At 67.9% G+C, this 17,268-nt stretch carries 13 protein-coding genes; 6 read left to right on the top strand and 7 right to left on the bottom strand.

Going from position 1 to position 17,268, the window contains the following annotated elements:
• The first annotated feature begins 1,127 nt into the window (after positions 1-1,127).
• A complete protein-coding gene (locus RUR_RS31820) occupies positions 1,128-1,427 on the top strand; it encodes a 4a-hydroxytetrahydrobiopterin dehydratase (protein WP_283138925.1) in 300 nt (99 codons plus the stop codon).
• Between the two features lie 348 nt (positions 1,428-1,775).
• Positions 1,776-4,664 (top strand): AfsR/SARP family transcriptional regulator, encoded by a 2,889-nt coding sequence (locus RUR_RS31815; RefSeq protein WP_283138924.1) that lies wholly within the window; start codon positions 1,776-1,778, stop codon positions 4,662-4,664.
• Between the two features lie 29 nt (positions 4,665-4,693).
• Here the strand turns inward: RUR_RS31815 and RUR_RS31810 are convergent, their stop codons facing one another.
• The 6 genes from RUR_RS31810 to RUR_RS31785 all read right to left on the bottom strand — a co-directional run bounded on the left by RUR_RS31810 (position 4,694) and on the right by RUR_RS31785 (position 11,080).
• On the bottom strand, positions 4,694-6,079 hold the full coding sequence (locus RUR_RS31810) for an alpha/beta hydrolase (protein WP_283138923.1): 1,386 nt from the start codon (positions 6,077-6,079) through the stop codon (positions 4,694-4,696).
• A gap of 357 nt (positions 6,080-6,436) precedes the next feature.
• Positions 6,437-8,137: a sodium:solute symporter family protein gene (locus tag RUR_RS31805; protein ID WP_283138922.1), complete on the bottom strand. Its 1,701-nt coding sequence runs from the start codon at positions 8,135-8,137 to the stop codon at positions 6,437-6,439.
• An 8-nt stretch (positions 8,138-8,145) separates the two neighbouring features.
• A complete protein-coding gene (locus tag RUR_RS31800; protein WP_283138921.1) occupies positions 8,146-8,391 on the bottom strand; it encodes a DUF3311 domain-containing protein in 246 nt (81 codons plus the stop codon).
• 71 nt (positions 8,392-8,462) lie between these two features.
• On the bottom strand, positions 8,463-8,648 hold the full coding sequence (locus RUR_RS31795) for a YbdD/YjiX family protein (RefSeq protein WP_283138920.1): 186 nt from the start codon (positions 8,646-8,648) through the stop codon (positions 8,463-8,465).
• On the bottom strand, positions 8,645-10,753 hold the full coding sequence (locus RUR_RS31790; RefSeq protein WP_283138919.1) for a carbon starvation CstA family protein: 2,109 nt from the start codon (positions 10,751-10,753) through the stop codon (positions 8,645-8,647). The genes RUR_RS31795 and RUR_RS31790 overlap by 4 nt, the downstream gene beginning before the upstream one ends.
• Positions 10,754-10,873: 120 nt before the next feature.
• A complete protein-coding gene (locus RUR_RS31785; RefSeq protein ID WP_283138918.1) occupies positions 10,874-11,080 on the bottom strand; it encodes a DUF3311 domain-containing protein in 207 nt (68 codons plus the stop codon).
• Positions 11,081-11,226: 146 nt separating this feature from the next.
• Here RUR_RS31785 and RUR_RS31780 point away from each other — a divergent pair, with 146 nt between their 5' ends.
• From RUR_RS31780 to RUR_RS31770, 3 genes are read left to right on the top strand one after another with little or no spacing between them, the layout of a single operon-like run.
• Positions 11,227-12,762 (top strand): sodium:solute symporter family protein, encoded by a 1,536-nt coding sequence (locus tag RUR_RS31780; RefSeq protein ID WP_283138917.1) that lies wholly within the window; start codon positions 11,227-11,229, stop codon positions 12,760-12,762.
• The gene (locus RUR_RS31775) at positions 12,762-13,391 is read left to right on the top strand and encodes a SigE family RNA polymerase sigma factor (protein ID WP_283138916.1); all 630 of its coding nucleotides are present in this window, start codon (positions 12,762-12,764) and stop codon (positions 13,389-13,391) included. The genes RUR_RS31780 and RUR_RS31775 overlap by 1 nt, the downstream gene beginning before the upstream one ends.
• On the top strand, positions 13,388-13,672 hold the full coding sequence (locus RUR_RS31770) for a hypothetical protein (protein WP_283138915.1): 285 nt from the start codon (positions 13,388-13,390) through the stop codon (positions 13,670-13,672). Before RUR_RS31775 ends, RUR_RS31770 begins: the two co-directional genes overlap by 4 nt.
• A 142-nt stretch (positions 13,673-13,814) precedes the next feature.
• Here RUR_RS31770 and RUR_RS31765 read toward each other — a convergent pair whose 3' ends face one another.
• Positions 13,815-15,923, bottom strand: a complete 2,109-nt coding sequence (locus RUR_RS31765; protein ID WP_283138914.1) for an FG-GAP-like repeat-containing protein — start codon at positions 15,921-15,923, stop codon at positions 13,815-13,817.
• A gap of 399 nt (positions 15,924-16,322) precedes the next feature.
• Here RUR_RS31765 and RUR_RS31760 point away from each other — a divergent pair, with 399 nt between their 5' ends.
• Entirely contained in the window at positions 16,323-17,192 is an 870-nt protein-coding gene (locus tag RUR_RS31760; protein ID WP_283138913.1) for a universal stress protein, read from the top strand.
• The last annotated feature ends 76 nt before the right edge of the window (positions 17,193-17,268 follow it).

Below are 17,268 nucleotides of genomic sequence, written 5' to 3'. Positions count from 1 at the left end.
CAAAAGGGCAGGCATTACTCCACCCGGATACGACCGGCGCCCAGGCCACCCGGCGGGTTCGCAGCCGTCACGGTTCCCCGAGCCGGAAGTCGGGACGCAGCAACCGGCGCCAACCGAGGGGCCAGTCTGCCGGACACCTGCCCCGGGCAAAGCCCGCCTCTCTTGGCACCGACGTCCCCACCCCGCATGGCCTCACCGGCGTACCTGGAACCGGACCGCGCGGTCGGCACCACCGTCGCAGGGCCGGAGAACAGGTTTCCGCAGTTGGCGACCGGATCGGCGCGGGTGTCGGCGGATTCCGTCCACCCCGGGCCGGCAAGCCGGCTGGCTCCCGCCGGGCGCTGTTTACGGGTACCCGCCCCGTTCGCGTGGCGGGCTACATTTGTCCGAGCACACTTGAATTCGCCGGAAAGAACGGACCGATCCTGGCTATGTCGGAAATGTCCAAATCTTCGAAAGTAAGGAGAAACCGCTCCCACCCGCGGTAAACGCCCAGGTCATTCAGTCTGCTCCCCGCGCACGCGGGGATGGTCCCTCTCCTGGTCGGTCCCGGCCGACGCACCCGCTCTGCTCCCCGCGCACGCGGGGATGGTCCCAAAACACTCGGACCCGGGTCACTCACCGTGGCCTGCTCCCCGCGCACGCGGGGATGGTCCCTCCTCGGGATCCTCCAGCTCGTCCAGGGCCTTCTGCTCCCCACGCACGTGGGGATGGTCCCCCGGTGGGTGCGCTACAAGGTCTGCTTACCACTCACAGCGATGGCCGGCTCCGCTAGGTCATCCCTACGCCACTGCGGCAAGTTCTGCTGCTTGCCGGGTGGCTATGGCGGCGATAGGCGAGGGTTCACGATGGGGGTGTTTCCCGGCGTGTGAGCCGGGGCTGGCGTCGGTGATCGCGGACTAAGACGGTGATCATCGCGATGAGAAGGGAGACGGCGCCGACCAGAACAACGAGGAGGAGCAGGGCGAAGGGTACGTGGATCATGGGGCTCCTCTCAGCCGGCCCGATCGTATGAGGCTAGCCGGTGGCGGTCGGTGATTTCGGGCGGGGGAGGGGGAACGATGGGGGCGAGCACTGTGATGTACTCGCGTTTTGGTCGTCTGTTAGCTGAACCGGGGAGGCTCGCCATGGTCGAGCGATTGGCTGAGAGTGACATCAACGAGCGTCTCGCGGACATCCCGGAGTGGAGCCGGATCGGGAATGAGATCAGCCGGACGGTCAAGGCGCCGACCTTCCTCGAAGGTATCGCGATTGTGGACGAGGTGGCGGTGGCGGCGGAGAAGGCCAAGCACCACCCGGATATCGATATTCGCTGGCGGGACATCACTTTCCGGCTGACCACCCATGATGCGGGTAACGTCTTGACCGAGCTGGATTTCAGGTTGGCCGAGACCATCGACACGATCGCGACCAGGCGGGGCGCGTAGCGCAGGACGCCTGCTCGGAGTCTGTGTACACGGGTCGGGGCTTCCATCCGGGCTTGTGGCAGTCGTACGGGCTTGGCGGCCGACGCCTCAGTGGTCGAGTGATACGACAAACCACCCATCTCTCATACTGATCAATTCAGCCGATGCCGTGTAGTATCCCGACTTAACATGCCGAGTCGGGGCCTACGGACATGTCCACGAAGCTTATCCCGGAGATGATATTCCCTCCCTCAAATATCAAATCAATGCACTAATTGAATTCTTGTCCCTTATGGGAGCCTATGTTACCTATGGACGGCTTTTGGGTTGTTTGGTGGTATTGATGAGGCTCTTCGTAAGGGGGCCGTCATGCACTTCGCGGTACTAGGACAGGTAGAGGTCAGCGTCGACGGGGTCGCGCTCCCGTTGCGAGGTCCGAAGCAGCGAGCGATGCTGGCCGTGCTGTTGTGCAATGCGAACCGGCCGGTCACCTCCGACATGCTCACCGAGGCGCTCTGGGGCGAGTCGCCCCCGCGGAGCGCCGTCGACAATCTCCGGCTCTACGCGAGCCAGCTGCGCCGCATGCTCGGCTCGGATCGGCTCGTGCACCGGCATGGCGCCTACGTGCTCACGGTTGAGCCGGAGGAACTGGACGCCCACGTTTTCCAGGAGCTCGCTGAGCAGGGGGCCGAGGCGCTTCGCCGCGGCGAGCGGCGGCTCGCCGCCGACTTGCTGGATCGGGCGCTGAGGCTGTGGCGTGGCCCGGCCTACGCTGAGCTGGAAACCACCGATGAAGCGCAACGGCTTGAGGAGCTGCGGCTGGTGGCTCTGGAGAACCGGATCGACGCCGACATCGCGTTGGGGCGGAACGCCGAGCTCATCCCGGAGCTTGTCGGGCACATCGCGGCGCATCCGCTGCGGGAGCGTCCGCGTGGACAGCTGATGTTCACCCTCGCCCAGAGCGGTCGGCGGGCCGAGGCGCTCACCCTTTACGCGGGCACCCGGAGTCTGTTCGCCGACGAGCTGGGGGTCGAGCCGGGGGCTGAGCTGCAGGAGCTGCACCTGACGATTCTGCGTGGGGAGGATCGGGCGCCCGCACAGCTGCCGCTCAACATCGCCGACTTCACCGGCAGGGACGCGCAGGTCGCGGAGTTGACGGGTTACGTCTCCGCCGACGGGCAGGCACCGGTGATGGTGATCTCAGGCATGGGCGGTGTCGGCAAGTCGGCGCTCGCGGTCCATGTGGCTCACCGGCTGCTCGGTTCCTTCCCGGACGGTCAGCTCTACGCGGACCTGCACAACGCCTCGCCCGCTTCGGTGCTGAGCGGTTTTCTGGCCGCGCTCGGGGTGGCCGGGTGGAGTGTGCCGGAGGACTTGTCGGCGCGGGCCGCACTGTTCCGCAGCCACCTGTCCCGGCGCAAGGTGCTGATTCTCCTCGACAACGCCACCAGCGAGCAGCAGGTCCGCTGGCTGCTGCCGGGTAGCCCGAGTTGTGTGGTTCTGGTCACCAGCAGGGCCAGGCTCTCCGGCCTGGAGGGGGCGTGCCTGGTCGAACTCGATGTGCTTCCATCCGCTGACGCCATGGCGCTTTTCACCCGAGTGGTCGGGCGAAAACGGGTGGAGGAGGAATCCTCGGCTCTCGCCGAGATCGCCGAACTGTGCGGACATATGCCGCTTGCCGTGCGTATCGCCGGGGCTCGGCTCGTCGCCCGGCCGCTGCGGACCCTGGACTGGCTCGTCCGGCGGCTTCGGGACGAGCACAGCCGGCTCGACCAGCTCGTGGCCGGCGATCAGGCGGTACGGGCGAGCATCTCCCTCAGCTACGTCGGGCTGTCGGAGCGGGCGCGCCGCCTTTTTCGGCTGCTCGGTCTGCTCGACGCGCCGGACTTCGCCGCGTGGGTCGCGTCCGCGTTGCTGGCGTGTTCTTTCGAAGAGGGCGAGGCGCTCCTCGACGAGCTGGTGGAGGCGCAACTCCTGAGCGCGTTCGGCGTCGACGCCATGGGGAATCCCCGATACCGGTTTCACGATCTCGTACGGCTGTTCGCCCGCGAAGGCGTCTCCGACGACCCCGAGGCGGTGGCCCGGGCTCTCGGCGCCTGGCTCGGCCTGGCCGAACGGGCGATGGAGGACGTCCCCGGCCCCTGCTACGCGATCATCCATGGGTCGGCCGCCAGGTGGGACCTGCCGCAGCACGTCGTCGAGGAGTATCTCGGGGACGCGATGGCCTGGTTCGAGGATGAGAGGCCGGCGCTGCTCGCGGCCGTACGGCAGGCGTGCGCGCGCTCGCTCGACGAGTACGCCTGGGATCTGGCGGGCTCGATGGAGCGCTATTTCGACGTCCGGGGGTTCTACGACGACTGCTGGAGCGTCAACGGGATGGCGCTGGAGTTGTGCCGGAAGAACGGCAACAGACTGGGTGAAGCGGTCATGCTCCGCGGACTGCTCGACATCACCACCTGGACGGGCGCACGGCACGAGGGTCCCGCCATGGTCGCGCTCAATACCAACGCCGAGCAGCTCGCGGACATGTTCCGCGAGATCGACGAGCCGCGGGGGCTGTCCGACGCGCACGCCATGCGGGCCTGGGGGCTGGTGGCGACCGGGTTGGCCGGCGAGGGTCTGGCGGAGGCCCGTACGGCGTTGCGCCTGGCGGAGGAGAGCCGTCACCTGGGCGGGGAGGCGCGGGCACACCTCGCGCTGGCGGTGGCCTACGGGAAGTCGGAGGTCGACAAGGCGATCAAGCATCTGCTCAACGCCCTCCGCCTCGCGGAGGAGATGGGCAACCAGCGATTCGAGGCGACCGCGCTGCAGTTCCTCGGGCTCGCCTACACCGAGGCCCGGCGGTTCGAGGACGGTCACGCCTGCCTGAGCCGGTCCATGGAGATCTGCCACAGATCCCCCGACCCCTCGTCCGAGACCTGGACGCTCGTCTCCCTGGCCAAGCTCTACGCGCGGCAGGGGGATATCCGGGCCAGGCGGGTGGCGGAGGCGGCCGAGTCGATGAGCAGGGAGTACACCCTGACCCATCACCTGGCCGATTCGCTTTTCATCCTGGGAGCGCTCGATTTGGCGGCCGGTGCGGTCGATTCGGCGATCGGGCGCCTGGAGGAGTCGGTGGCGTTCTGGCGTACCCGGGGATGGTCGGAGTTCCACGCCCAGACCCTCCTGGTGCTCGCCGAAGCCTACGCCGCACGGGGGGATGAGGCTGCGGCGGAGACCTGCCGCGAGAAGGCGCGGGCTCTCACCGATCGGCCGTGAACCGGGCCTCACCGCTTCGCCTGGACCCTTCATGTGGCCGAGTGGTGGAACGCCGCCAGACGTGACAGGTGGATCGGCGAACCCGCGTGGCTCGTGACCACCGAGACCGGGGGGTCCCACTGGGTCAGGTCGCCGCAGGCGGGGTTTCGGTGGCAGGTCTTGTACCGGTAGAGGTACCCGTTGAGCAGGGTGAGGAAGGCGTTGTGCTCGATACCCGGGGTGCCGGACGGCTGGGGCTTCGGATATCGGATCTTGTGTGGCGCCGTCATGTTCACCCCGCTGATCGCGCTGATGGACTCGTCGTCGTCCGCGCTCATCAGCGTCCAGTCCGTGCGCTGATCCCCCTGCGGGTCGTCGTCCAGCCATACCAGGAACGCGGAGTCCGGGGTCATGTCCCGGCACTGGGCCCAGAGGGGGCCGCACGCCCGAGCCAGGTTGCTGCCGCCGTGCGGGGTGGCCATGGTGATCGCGTCTTCGATGTAGAGGTACGGGGGCCAGCCCGAGAGCTTCTGCTGGGAGCCGGTGAGCGCCGCCCGCAGGATGAGCCCGCCCATGGAGTGGCCGACGACGTCCACGGAGATCCCCCGGCTGGAGTAGCGATTGTAGATCTCCCAGGCCAGCCTGTTCCCGAGATGCCGGAGTCCGGTGTTCCGGTTGCCGTGTTCGATCATGATGTCGCAGGCGGAGTCGCCCGCGTAGTAGCCGACGGTGTGGAACGTGCCGGTGGCCTTGGGGGAGTCGCCGTTGCGATAGTCGTCGAGCGCGGTTCCCCAGTAGGACTGGCAGTTGTGGGCGGGGCTGGTGCCGGAGGGGTCGTAGCCGTGCACGAAGTAGATCGGCTTGTCGAGGGAGTCGTCCCGGTGCCGCTGGTTCGCCCGGAACCTCTCCCAGGAGCCGATCCCGGTGGCCCGGGCTCTGAGCATGCCGTGGTCGGCTCCGGCGTAGGAGACCTCCGCCGAGACGTATCGGCCGTTGGCCTCGGACCGCAGCGACCAGGTTCCGTCGGAGTGCACCTCCACGAGGAACCGCTCCCACGATTCGATGGCCGTGTGGCGGGCCCGGAGCATGCCGTGGTCGTCCCCGGCGTAGTCGAGTTCGGCGGAGACGTAGAGGCCGTTGGCCTCGGACCGGATCCCGAAGGCACCGCCGCCGGCGTTGATCAGCCGGAAGATCTGCCACTCACCCACCACGTCGGAGCGGGAGCGGAGCATGCCCCTGTCCATGCCGGGGTACGGGAGCTCGGCCGTGATGAACCGCCCGTTCGCCGCCGAGCTCAACGTGAACACCATGGTGTCGTACGGGGTCGGCGAGGTCGAGGCCGCGGTGGCCGGGCCGTTGGCCGTGACCAGGCAGGTCGCGAGCAGGCAGGCGGTGAGAGCCATTGAGGCGATGAGCAGCCGGGGGGCGCTGTGCATCGAGGTGACTCCTTGAGGTGGACGATCCCGTCGGGGCCATTAAGGGACAGCCGTGCATAGCCTCCGTATGGACGACACGCGTTCTGCTGTTACCGGGTGGTTCCGCGCTGCCGAACGGTCGAAGGGGGGTCCAAGGCGAGGCGGCACCGTCGCGGCCGGTGTCGTTCCCGCGTGGTGGCCTCTCGATCACGATCCCCCGATGATCGAGCCGTACCGCCCCGCCTGGACCGGGATGCCTGGCACTAGGGCGTTAAGCACCAGGCAGACCCCCTTCAAATGAGCTCTGACGCCACCTATTAAGCAGGCAGCCTGTATAAGGTCCGTATATTTTGGTGCGCGAGCCGCCTTCGTTGCAGGTCAGCCCGGGGTATGCAGGTGCTTGACCGGGTATCCGACTTCATGGTGAAGGTCGGCGGACAAGGGTGGGCGAACGTTCGGCCCGGCGGTGTGGACGTCTGCGAGGTAGTCCTCGGGGGAGGTCTGGTCGGGGTCGGCGCCCCGGCCGGTCGCGCGAAGCACCACGGTCACGGCGACGCCGACGGCGATGTTCAACGCGCACGCGGTCAGGGCGACGTAGCCCAGCCGGCCGTCGCCGAGGAGCGGGATCTCCGCGAGCGCTCCGCCGAAGTTCCTGCCGGTCCCGGGGTTGACGATCCCGTACGCGGTGAACGTGCCGTACGCCATCCCGGTGACCCACCCGGCCAGGAGTGCGCCGGGCCGGAACCAGCGGGTGTACAGCCCGAACACGATGGCGGGAAACGTCTGCAGGATCCAGATCCCGCCGAGGAGCTGGAAGTCCAGGGCGAACCGCTTGTCCAGGAAGAGGACGAAGGCCAGCGCGCCGAACTTCACCAGGATGGACGCCCACTTGGAGACGGACAGCTCCTTGCGCGGGCCGGCCTGCGGGTTGACGAGGTCGCGATAGACGTTCCGGCTGACGAGGTTGGCGGCCGCGATGGACATCACCGCGGCGGGGACGATGGCGCTGATCACGATCGTGGCCATCGCGATGCCGGTGAACCAGCTCGGGAACAGGTCCGCGAACAGCTGGGGGACGACGAGCTGCGGGTTCGGCCGGCCGTCCACGCCGATCGGCCGTACATCGGTGGCGATCGCGAGGAAGCCGAGGAGCGCGAAGAGCCCGAGCACCAGGGTGAAGGCGGGGAGCAGGCCGGCGTTCCGCCGTACCGTGTTCCGGCTTTTGGCGGCGAGCACGGCGGTGACGGTGTGCGGATAGACGAGCAGCGCCATCGCCGACCCCAGGGCCAGGGTGGCGTACGGCCAGTAGCCGGCGGGCCCGGGGATGAAGACACCGCCGGGCTGCCCGGTCCGCGGGTCGGGCGTGGTCATCTTCTGCTCGGCGGCGTGGGAGATCGTGCTCAGCCCGCCCGGCCAGGTGAGCACGATGATCACAATCGCCAGCACCGCCAGGAAGAGCAGGACGCCTTTGAGGACGGCGATGAGCGCCGGGGCCTTGAGCCCGTTGACGTAGGTGAAGACGGTCAGGACTGTGAAGGCGACGGCGAGCGGGAGATCGTTGATGAGCGGGTCGGTGCTGCCGAGCCCGAGGACCTCGAACACGGCTTGGACCCCCACGAGCTGCAGGGCGATGTACGGCAGGGTGGCGAGGAGGCCGGTCACGGCCACGGCCAGGGTCAGCCCTCTGCTCCGGTAGCGGCCGTGCACGAAGTCGGCCGTGGTCACGTAGCCGTGTCGCCGGGACACCGACCACAGGCGCGGCATGAGGACGAAGAACAGCGGATAGACGATGATCGTGTAGGGGACCGCGAAGAAGCCGCCCACCGCCCCCGAGGTGTACATCGCGGCCGGTATCGCGATGAAGGTGTACGCGGTGTAGATGGTCCCGCCGAGCAGGAACCACGCGGAGACGGTGCCGAAGCCCCGGTCACCCAGCCCCCACTCGTCCAGCGCGTTCGCCGGGCCGCTGATGTGCCGCCCTCGCCGCCCCTGGACCGCGGTGAAGCCCAGGACGGTCACGAGCACGAAGGCGAGGGCGAGGATGGCCAGGGCGGTTGTGTCGACGTTCTGCCAGTTCATCGGGTTCCTCAGCCCTTGTGGCGGGTCGTGTGGAGGTAGGCGCACCACGTCAGGCCGGAGGAGATGACCACCCAGGCGAGCTGGTACCAGTAGAACGCGGGAAGGCCGAGCAGCCGCGGATCCGACTCCGCGTAGCCGCCGACCCAGAGCAGCGCGGGGAAGGGGAGCCAGATGGTGACCAGGCTCACCTTCGCCCAGAGGCCGGGTGGTTTCGGCCTGCCCGGTCGAGCCGGGGACGGCGGGGGGACGGCCACGTCGCCTCCTTCGGGATGGCCCCCGTCCGCCTGCCGCGGGCGGACGGGGGTGTGGGGGGTCGGCGGTTCCGTCAGCAGCACCGGCTGCCGGGGTCGGCGTCCTGCCGGTCGATGCGCAGCCGCTCGTACTCCCGCCGGGACAGCAGCGGCCCGTGCGGATCGGCGCGGTGCCGGTCGAGGTATCGGTCGTACTCGTTCACACCGGTGAGTTCGCGCAGGTACCAGCGGGTGAACCGCACCATGTCCCGCAGGCTCACGGCGTTTCGTCCTCGGTACGGCCCACGCCCGCGTGGGCGAGTTCCCGCCGCTCGTCCGCCGTGGGGAACAGGCCCGCGGGGGCGACGATCCGGGATTCGACGTAGGGCGCCTCGGTCAGCGGGAGCGGGGCGCGAGCCCGTATCGCCCGGAAGCAGACGAGCGCGGCGTTGGCGATGACGACGACGACCAGCAGCGCGAACAGCGCCGCCAGCACCCCGTCGACGGTGGAGTTGACCACGACCGCGTGCATGTCGTCCAGACTCTTGGCCGGGGCGAGCACCTTTCCTTCGGCGAGCGCGTCGGCGTACCGCTCACGCTGGGCGAAGAAGCCGATCCTCGGGTCGGAGTGGAAGACCTTCTGCCAGCTCGCGGTGAGGGTGACCGCCACGTCCCAGGCGAGTGGGATACCGGTCACCCACGCCCACTTGAGTTTGCCCGCCTTGATGAGCAGCGTGGTGGCGAGGGTGAGGGCGATCGCGGCCAGCAGCTGGTTGGCGATGCCGAACAGCGGGAACAGCTGGTTGATTCCGCCGAGCGGGTTGGTGACACCGGTGTAGAGGAAGTAGCCCCAGGCGAGTACCACCACCGCGCTCGTGCCCCACAGGCCCGGCTTCCAGCTGACCCGGCCGATCGGCTTCCAGACGTTGCCGAGGGTGTCCTGCAGCATGAACCGGCCGACCCGGGTGCCGGCGTCCACGGTGGTGAGGATGAACAGCGCCTCGAACATGATCGCGAAGTGGTACCAGAAGGCCTTGAACGCGGCGCCGCCGAAGACGGCGGAGAGGATGTCGGCGATTCCGACGGCCAGTGTCGGGGCTCCGCCCGTACGCGCGATGATGCTGCCTTCCTCGACCGCGGCGGCGGCCTCCCGCAGCGCGTCGGGGGTGATGGTGAAGCCGAAGCCCGCGACCGCCGCGGAGGCGCTCTCCGCGGTGGTGCCGAGGACGCCGACGGGGATGTTCATCGCGTAGTAGAGGCCGGGGTCGAGGATCGAGGCGGCGATCAGAGCCATGATGGCGACGAACGATTCCATCAGCATCGCGCCGTACCCGACCAGGCGGATCTGCGACTCCTTCTGGATCATTTTGGGGGTGGTGCCGGAGGCGATGAGGGAGTGGAAGCCGGAGAGCGCACCGCAGGCGATGGTGATGAAGACGAACGGGAACAGGGAGCCGGAGAAGACCGGCCCGAGGCCGGTGAGGGCGAAGTCGGTGACGGCCTCGTTCTGCAGCTGGGGTGCCACGATGATCACGCCGATCGCGAGCAGGCCGATCACGCCGATCTTCATGAACGTGGAGAGGTAGTCACGGGGTGCCAGCAGCATCCAGACCGGCAGGACCGAGGCGAAGAAGCCGTAGATCACCAGGCAGATCACCAGGGTCTGCGGGCTGAGCGTGAACGCCTCCGCCCAGGAGGAGTTCTGCACCCAGCCGCCGCCCACGATGGCCAGGAAGAGGAGGACGACGCCGATCACGGATGTCTCGATCACCCGCCCTGGTCGTAGGATCCGCAGGTAGAGGCCCATGAACAGGGCGATGGGGATGGTCATCGCGATGGAGAAGGTACCCCAGGGGGATTGGGCGAGGGCGTTCACCACGACCAGGGCGAGCACCGCGAGCAGGATGATCATGATGGCGAAGACCGCGATGAGCGCGGCGGCGCCGCCGACCGGGCCGATCTCGTCCCGGACCATCTGGCCCAGGCTCTTGCCGTTCCTGCGCATGGAGAAGAACAGGGTGACCATGTCCTGGACCGCACCCGCGAAGATCACTCCGACGATGATCCAGATGGTCCCCGGCAGGTAGCCCATCTGGGCGGCGAGGACCGGCCCCACCAGCGGCCCGGCCCCGGCGATGGCGGCGAAGTGGTGCCCGAGCACCACCCGGCGGTCGGTCGGGTGGAAGTCGACCCCGTTGTCCAGCCGTTCGGCCGGGGTCGCCCGGGTGTCGTCGGCCCCCAGGACCCGCTTGACGATGAACCGCGAGTAGAACCGGTATGCGATCGCGTACGAGCCGAGGGCCGCGGCCACCAGCCAGATCGCGGAGATCTTCTCGCCGCGGGACAGGGCGATCACTCCCCAGGCGATCGCGCCTACCAGAGCCACTCCTGTCCAGATGAGTATGGATTTAAGAGATTTAGGACTTTTTTGGAGCATGGCAAGATCTCCTCGGATCAGGGCATGGCAAAGCAGAGCGGGATTGCAAGAATCCAGATTTAGGGCGTTTTACGGGCGATCTCGGTCACGCCGTAACACGTAGGCGATGGCCATGAACACCACACTCCCGGGTATCCAGGCGAGCTGATACCAAAAGAAAAACCGCATTCCGCCCAGCTGAGGGGCGTCGACGGGAAACCACGGAACCCAGATCAGCGCCAACACCGGCACCAGCAGACAGACGTCGGCGATGATGCGCCGTACGGGCTTCGCCATCGTGGCCTCCAAGGTTTCCCGGTCTCGCTCAAGGGTTGCGGGTACGGGCGATCTGGTTTACAGCAGATTTCCGGGGAGTTTCCTGTCAACCAAACACACGGGCGGGGCAACGTAGGGGTAATACGCGGTGCTTTGGGCGGTGGCCGATGCTTGAACCGATCAGTGCGACGACCTTCTTGGCCGTGCTGGGAGGCACCTCACTGCTCGCGATCGCCGCACGCCGGTTCCGCGCCCCCGCGGCCCTGCCCACCTTGGAGAGCTGGGCCTTGGCGGACCGCCGGTTCGGGACCACGGTGACCTGGTTCCTGCTCGGCGGCTCCATCTACACCGCCTACACCTTCGCCGCCGTCCCCGGATTCGTGTACGGCGTCGGCGCGCTCGGCTTCTTCGCCGTGCCGTACACCGTGATCGTCTATCCGCTCGCGTTCGTCCTGCTTCCACGGCTCTGGTCCATGGCCAGGCGGCACGGCTACATCACCGTGGCCGACTTCGTGCGCGGCCGGTACGGCTCGCCGGCCCTCGCCCTGGTCATCGCGATCACCGGGGTGCTGGCCACCATGCCCTACATCGCGCTCCAGCTGATCGGCATCCGCTCCGTGCTCACGGCCGGCGGGCTCTACCCGCGCGGGATCCTCGGCGACCTCACCCTGGTCGCCGTGTTCGCGGTGCTCGCGGTGGCCACCTACCGGCACGGCCTGCGCGCGCCCGCGGTCATCTCGCTGATGAAGGGTGCGGCGATCTTCGGTTCGATCCTCGCCGTCACCCTCCTGGTCCTGGACCGGCTCGGGGGCCCCGGGCCGATGTTCGCCCGCGCCGAGCAGGCTCTCGCCGGGATGACCTCGGCGCAGGCCTCGCTCACCCTCGACTCCAGTCAGTTCCTCGTCTACGCCACCCTGGCCCTCGGATCGGCCATGGCGCTCCTGCTCTACCCGCACATCCTGACCGTCACCTTCGCCGCCTCCAGCGCGGACACCCTGCGCCGGGCCACCGTGATCCTGCCCTCCTGGACGGGGGTGCTCGCGTTGTTCGCCACGCTCGGGGTGGCCGCCCTGGCCGTCGGCGTGCAGGCGCCGCCGGGCAACGGCGAAGCCGCCGTACCCCTGTTGATCAAGGAATTGATGCCCGCGGCCCTGTCCGGGGCGGTCTTCGGCGCGCTCACGGTGGGCGCGCTGGTCCCGGCCGCGGTCATGTCGGTCGCGGTGGCGACTCTGTTCGTCCGCAACATCTACGTCGAGTGCTTCCACCCGACGGCCACCCCGAAGCACCAGACCCGGATCGCGCAGATGGTCTCGCTCACCGCCAAGCTCGGCGCGGTGGTCTTCGTCTTCGGTCTTCGCGACCAGGACGCCATCAACCTGCAGTTACTCGGCGGAGTGTGGATTTTGCAGACCTTTCCCGCCGTCGCCATCGGCGCGTTCACCAGACGTCTCCATCCGCAGGCCCTGCTGGCAGGCTGGGCGGTCGGCATGGTCGCCGGCACCCTCGCGGTGGTTTACAGCGGTTTCTCGTCCCTGGTCCCGGTCGGTCTGGGCGGTGAAGGCTTCCAGCTCTATCCGGCGGTCCTCGCCCTTGTCCTGAATTTGGTGGTCGTCATCGGACTCACTCCGATATGTGATCGTTTATCGGTGCGACATCCGGAGCGGCCGACCCCGGTGCCCCCAGAAGCGGGGACGGTGGTGTGATGGCCATCCAGCCGGACGTCCGGCCACACGCGCTTTACCCCGTGCCGGATGTCGGTGGGCCGGTCGAGACGGGCCGGCCGGTCAAGCAGCCGCCTTTCGCCGCCCCGGACATCGGCGAGCCGGTCGAGGCCGACCAGCCGGTCACGGGCCGCGAAGCCGTACTCACCCAGCTTTTCGCCACGCACTACACGAGCCTCCTCCGGCTCGCCGTACTCCTCGGCGCCGACGACGCCGAGGACATCGTCGCCGAGGCCTTCTGCCAGCTGCATCGGAGATGGAACCGGTTGCGTACGGCGGACGCCGCGCTGCCGTACCTGCGCTCGGTGGTCTGCAACCTCACGCGGATGCGCCTGCGCCACCTCCAAGTGGTCCGCAAACACGCGGATCAGTCAAACGACCTGGAACACTCGGCCGAAAGCGTCGCCCTGCTCCGCGACGATCAGAAAGCGCTCATCGACGCCCTCCAGCAGCTCTCGGTCCGCCAGCGGGAGGCGCTCGTCCTGCGCTACTGGCTCGGCCTCCGGGAGAGCGATATCGCCACGGCGATGGGGATCTCCTGCGGTGCGGTCAAGGCGCACACCAGCCGGGGCATGGCGACCCTCACCAAGATCCTGCAGGAGCGGCGATGACCGGCCCGGCCAGCACCGAAGATCAGCTTCGGGAAGCCCTGGAGCAGCTCGCCAGCGGAGTCCGGGCCCATCCCGACGCCTACCGCCGCGTCCAGCGGGAATGGCGGCGGCGCGAACGCAAGCGCCGGATCATCCTCGCCGTCGTGGTGACCCTCGTCTTCGCCCTCGCCGACGCCGTGGGTCTCTGGGCGCTCAACCAGTCGTCCCAGAACTCCCCCCAGGTCGTCTTCAACGACCCCGCACCACCCCAGCCTTCCCCGCCTCAGCGCATTCCACGGTGAAACCGGCTCCGGTCAGCGGCGTTCGTGCTCGTCGCCCGTCACCGAGACGCCTACGCCGCATGGGGGATGGGGCCGCGGCGGAGAGCTGACCCATGGGGCGCAGGCCCTCATGGGTCAGCCGTGAACCGGGCGTGCGTTCCTGTCAGTCGGTTGAGTGGTGGAACGCCGCCTTGCGCGACAGATAGACCGGTGATCCCATAGTGCTCGTGATCACCGAGACCGGGGGCGTCCACTGACTCAGATCAGCACAAGCAGGGGTGTATTCGCAAACTTTGTACCTGTAGCTGTGTCCGTTGAGCAGAGTCATGAACGCGTTGTGCTCGATCCCCGGAGTGCCGGGGGGCTGGGGCTTCGGGTATCGGATCTTGTGCGGCGCAGGCATGTTCACTCCGCTGATCGCTTTGACGCTGTCGTCGTCGTCCGCGCTCATCAGCGTCCAGTCCGTGCGCTGATCCCCCTGCGGGTTGTCGTCCAGCCACACCAGGAACGCGGAACCCGGGGTCATGTCCCGGCACTGCGCCGTGGTGCAGGCCAGGGCCCAGTCACTGCCGCCGTGCGGGGTGCTCAGGGTGATCGCGTCCTCGATGTAGAGGTACGGGGGCCAGTTCCCGAGTTTCTGCTGGGCGCCGGTGAGCGCCGCCCGCAGGATGAGCCCGCCCATGGAGTGGGCGACGACGTCGACGGAGATGCCACGGCTGGAGTAGCGGTTGTAGATCTCCCAGGCGAGCTTGTTCCCGAGGTGCTGAAGGCCGGTGCCCCGGCCACCTCTCTCGATCATGATGTCGCAGGAGGTGTTGGCCCCGTAGTAGCCGATGGTGTGAATGGGGCCGGTCGCATTGGGGGCGTCGCCGTAGCGGTAGTCGTTGATGGTGGTGTTCCAGTAGGACCGGCAGTCATGGGTGGGTTCGAGGCCGTCGGGGTCGTAACCGTGCACCAAATAGATTGGCTTGTCGAGGGAGTCGTCCCGGTGCCGCTGGTTCACCCGGAATTTCTCCCACGTGCCGATCCCGGTGGCCCGAGCCCGGAGCATGCCCTTGTCGTCGCCGGTGTAGTCGAGTTCGGTGGAGACGTAGCGCCCGTTGGCCGCGGACCGCAGCGACCAGCTCCCGTCGGAGTGGACTTCCACGGAGAACCGCTCCCACGACTCGATGGCCGTGTGGCGGGCCCGGAGCATGCCGTGGTCCGCTCCGGCGTAGTCCATTTCGGCGGAGACGTAGAGCCCGTTGGCCTCGGATCGGATGCCGTACGTCCCGTCCCCGGCGCTGATCAGCCGGAAGATCTGCCACTCACCCACCACATCGGAGCGGGTACGGAGCATCCCCTTGTCGGCTCCGGGATAGGGGAGCTCGGCTGTGACGAATCGTCCGTTCGCCACCGAGGTCAACGTGAGGACCATGTTGTGCCGAGGGTCGGTAGGCGGAGTGCCGGGCGGGTTTCCGGGAGGCGTTGATCCCCCCGACGCCGACGGGGTGAGCACCAGGTTGTCGTAGTTTTCCCAGCCGCTGCCGATGTTGCCTGCGTAGGTGAATCCGCCGGTGCCGGTTCCGTTGAAGCGTGCGAGGTTGCCGTCGGATTTGCGGATGGCGAGCAGATCGCGTTTACCGTCGCCGTTGAGGTCTGAGCCGGCGGCGAGCTGGTCGTAGTTTTCCCAGCCGCTGCCGATGTTGCCTGCGTAGGTGAATCCGCCGGTGCCGGTTCCGTTGAAGCGTGCGAGATTGCCGTCGGATTTGCGGATGGCGACTAGGTCTGCTTTGCCGTCGCCGTTGAGGTCGCCGGTCGCGGTGAGGTTGTTGTAGTTTTCCCAGCCGCTGCCGATGTTGCCTGCGTAGGTGAATCCGCCGGTGCCGGTTCCGTTGAAGCGTGCGAGATTGCCGTCGGATTTGCGGATGGCGAGCAGGTCTGCCTTGCCGTCGCCGTTGAGGTCGCCGGTCGCGGTGAGGTTGTTGTAGTTTTCCCAGCCGCTGCCGATGTTGCCTGCGTAGGTGAATCCGCCGGTGCCGGTTCCGTTGAAGCGTGCGAGATTGCCGTCGGATTTGCGGATGGCGAGCAGGTCTGCCTTGCCGTCGCCGTTCAGGTCGGGGCTGGCGGCGAGCTGGTCGTAGTTTTCCCAGCCGCTGCCGATGTTGCCTGCGTAGGTGAATCCGCCGGTGCCGGTTCCGTTGAAGCGTGCCAGGTTGCCGTCGGATTTGCGGATGGCGAGCAGGTCTGCCTTGCCGTCGCCGTTGATGTCCGCAGAAGCAGGAGAGGTCATGGACAGAAGGGAATAGGCGGCGAGTGTCGTAATTGCCGCAAACCCGGAAACAAGGCGACGACGCCGCAGCCGGGGCGAGTTGTTGTACATCGAGGTCGACTCCCTGAGGATCAACGATGCCATAGGGATATTAAGGAGCAGCTATGTATAGCGTCCGTATAAAGCAGGTGCAACGACACCGTTGAGGCGCCTGATGAGTCATTCGGTGATCACGGCGTCGCCGCGCCCGCATGACGATCGTCCCGGAATTCGTGTGCCGTGCTCCGTCCCCGAAGACCCCCGCCGGGTAGAGACGAAAGTCCCTGCTCCGCCACAAGCTTTCCGGGACCTCCGGCCCTGTCGGCGGATATCACGCCGCGGATTGGATAGGCGACAGGAAGGACAATCGCTGGAGGAAGCATGTCGAAGCCGGTCATCGTCGGGGCGGACGGGTCGGAGGCCGCCACCGCGGCGATCGAATGGGCCGCCGACGACGCGGCTCGCGCCGGGCTGCCGCTGCGGATCGTCACCGCCGTGTACCGCAGCCCGCACGACGCCCCCAAGTTCCCCGGGCCCCGCTGGGCGGACAAGGTGACCAGGACCGCGGACGAGGTCCTCGCCGACGCGGAGACGACCGCCAAGACCAGGCAGCCGGGGATCGAGGTGACGCGGTCCCTGGTGGAAGGCGGAGCGGCCGACGTCCTCCGCGACCAGGCGGAGGAGGCGGCCGAGCTCGTCGTCGGCAGCCGGGGGCTGGGCGGTTTCGCCGGGGCCGTCCTCGGTTCGGTGAGCCTGCACGTGGTCGGGCACGTGCCCGCGCCGGTGGTGGTGGTCCGGGAGACGCCGGAACACGTGTACGGCGAGATCGTGGTGGGTGTCGACGACTCCGACGCCTGCGAACCGGCCCTCGCCTACGCGTTCGAGCAGGCCAGGCTGCGCGGCGCCGGGCTCCGGGCGATCCATGCCTGGCACTTGCCTGTCCAGGTGTTCGCCCCGGGGATGGCCCCCCAGGTCCCCTATGACTACGACATGGAGGATCTCCGCATTGCGGAGCACAACATCGCCACAGCCAAGCTGGCGCTCTGGGAGGTGAAATACCCGGAGGTGACCGTGACGGTGCAGGCGCCCTGCGCCCATCCGGTCGAGGCGCTCACCGAAGCCTCCGGGACCGCCGATCTGCTCGTCGTCGGCTCCCACGGCCGCGGCGGATTCGCCTCCGCGATCCTCGGCTCGGTCAGCCGCGGCGTCCTGCATCACGCGAGGTCCGCCGTCGCGATCGTAAGGGCTTAGCCGGATCAGCCGTTGGCGACTACCGGCCTTGCCCGGTGGCGGTATGCATACGGGCGGGTCCTCAACGTGGACCCAG

Origin of the sequence: Rhizohabitans arisaemae (assembly GCF_025996515.1) — a bacterium.
GTDB lineage: Bacteria > Actinomycetota > Actinomycetes > Streptosporangiales > Streptosporangiaceae > Rhizohabitans > Rhizohabitans arisaemae.
The sequence above is the reverse complement of the archived record's forward strand: the minus strand, read 5'-3'. Positions and strand labels throughout refer to the sequence as shown.

Bases quoted from the DNA above. Each gene is read 5' to 3' on its own strand.
- RUR_RS31820 (WP_283138925.1), top strand. From the start codon at position 1,128: ATGGTCGAGCGATTGGCTGAGAGTGACATCAACGAGCGTCTCGCGGAC.
- RUR_RS31815 (WP_283138924.1), top strand. From the start codon at position 1,776: ATGCACTTCGCGGTACTAGGACAGGTAGAGGTCAGCGTCGACGGGGTC.
- RUR_RS31810 (WP_283138923.1), bottom strand. From the start codon at position 6,079: ATGCACAGCGCCCCCCGGCTGCTCATCGCCTCAATGGCTCTCACCGCC.
- RUR_RS31805 (WP_283138922.1), bottom strand. From the start codon at position 8,137: ATGAACTGGCAGAACGTCGACACAACCGCCCTGGCCATCCTCGCCCTC.
- RUR_RS31785 (WP_283138918.1), bottom strand. From the start codon at position 11,080: ATGGCGAAGCCCGTACGGCGCATCATCGCCGACGTCTGTCTGCTGGTG.
- RUR_RS31780 (WP_283138917.1), top strand. From the start codon at position 11,227: ATGCTTGAACCGATCAGTGCGACGACCTTCTTGGCCGTGCTGGGAGGC.
- RUR_RS31775 (WP_283138916.1), top strand. From the start codon at position 12,762: ATGGCCATCCAGCCGGACGTCCGGCCACACGCGCTTTACCCCGTGCCG.
- RUR_RS31770 (WP_283138915.1), top strand. From the start codon at position 13,388: ATGACCGGCCCGGCCAGCACCGAAGATCAGCTTCGGGAAGCCCTGGAG.
- RUR_RS31765 (WP_283138914.1), bottom strand. From the start codon at position 15,923: ATGACCTCTCCTGCTTCTGCGGACATCAACGGCGACGGCAAGGCAGAC.
- RUR_RS31760 (WP_283138913.1), top strand. From the start codon at position 16,323: ATGTCGAAGCCGGTCATCGTCGGGGCGGACGGGTCGGAGGCCGCCACC.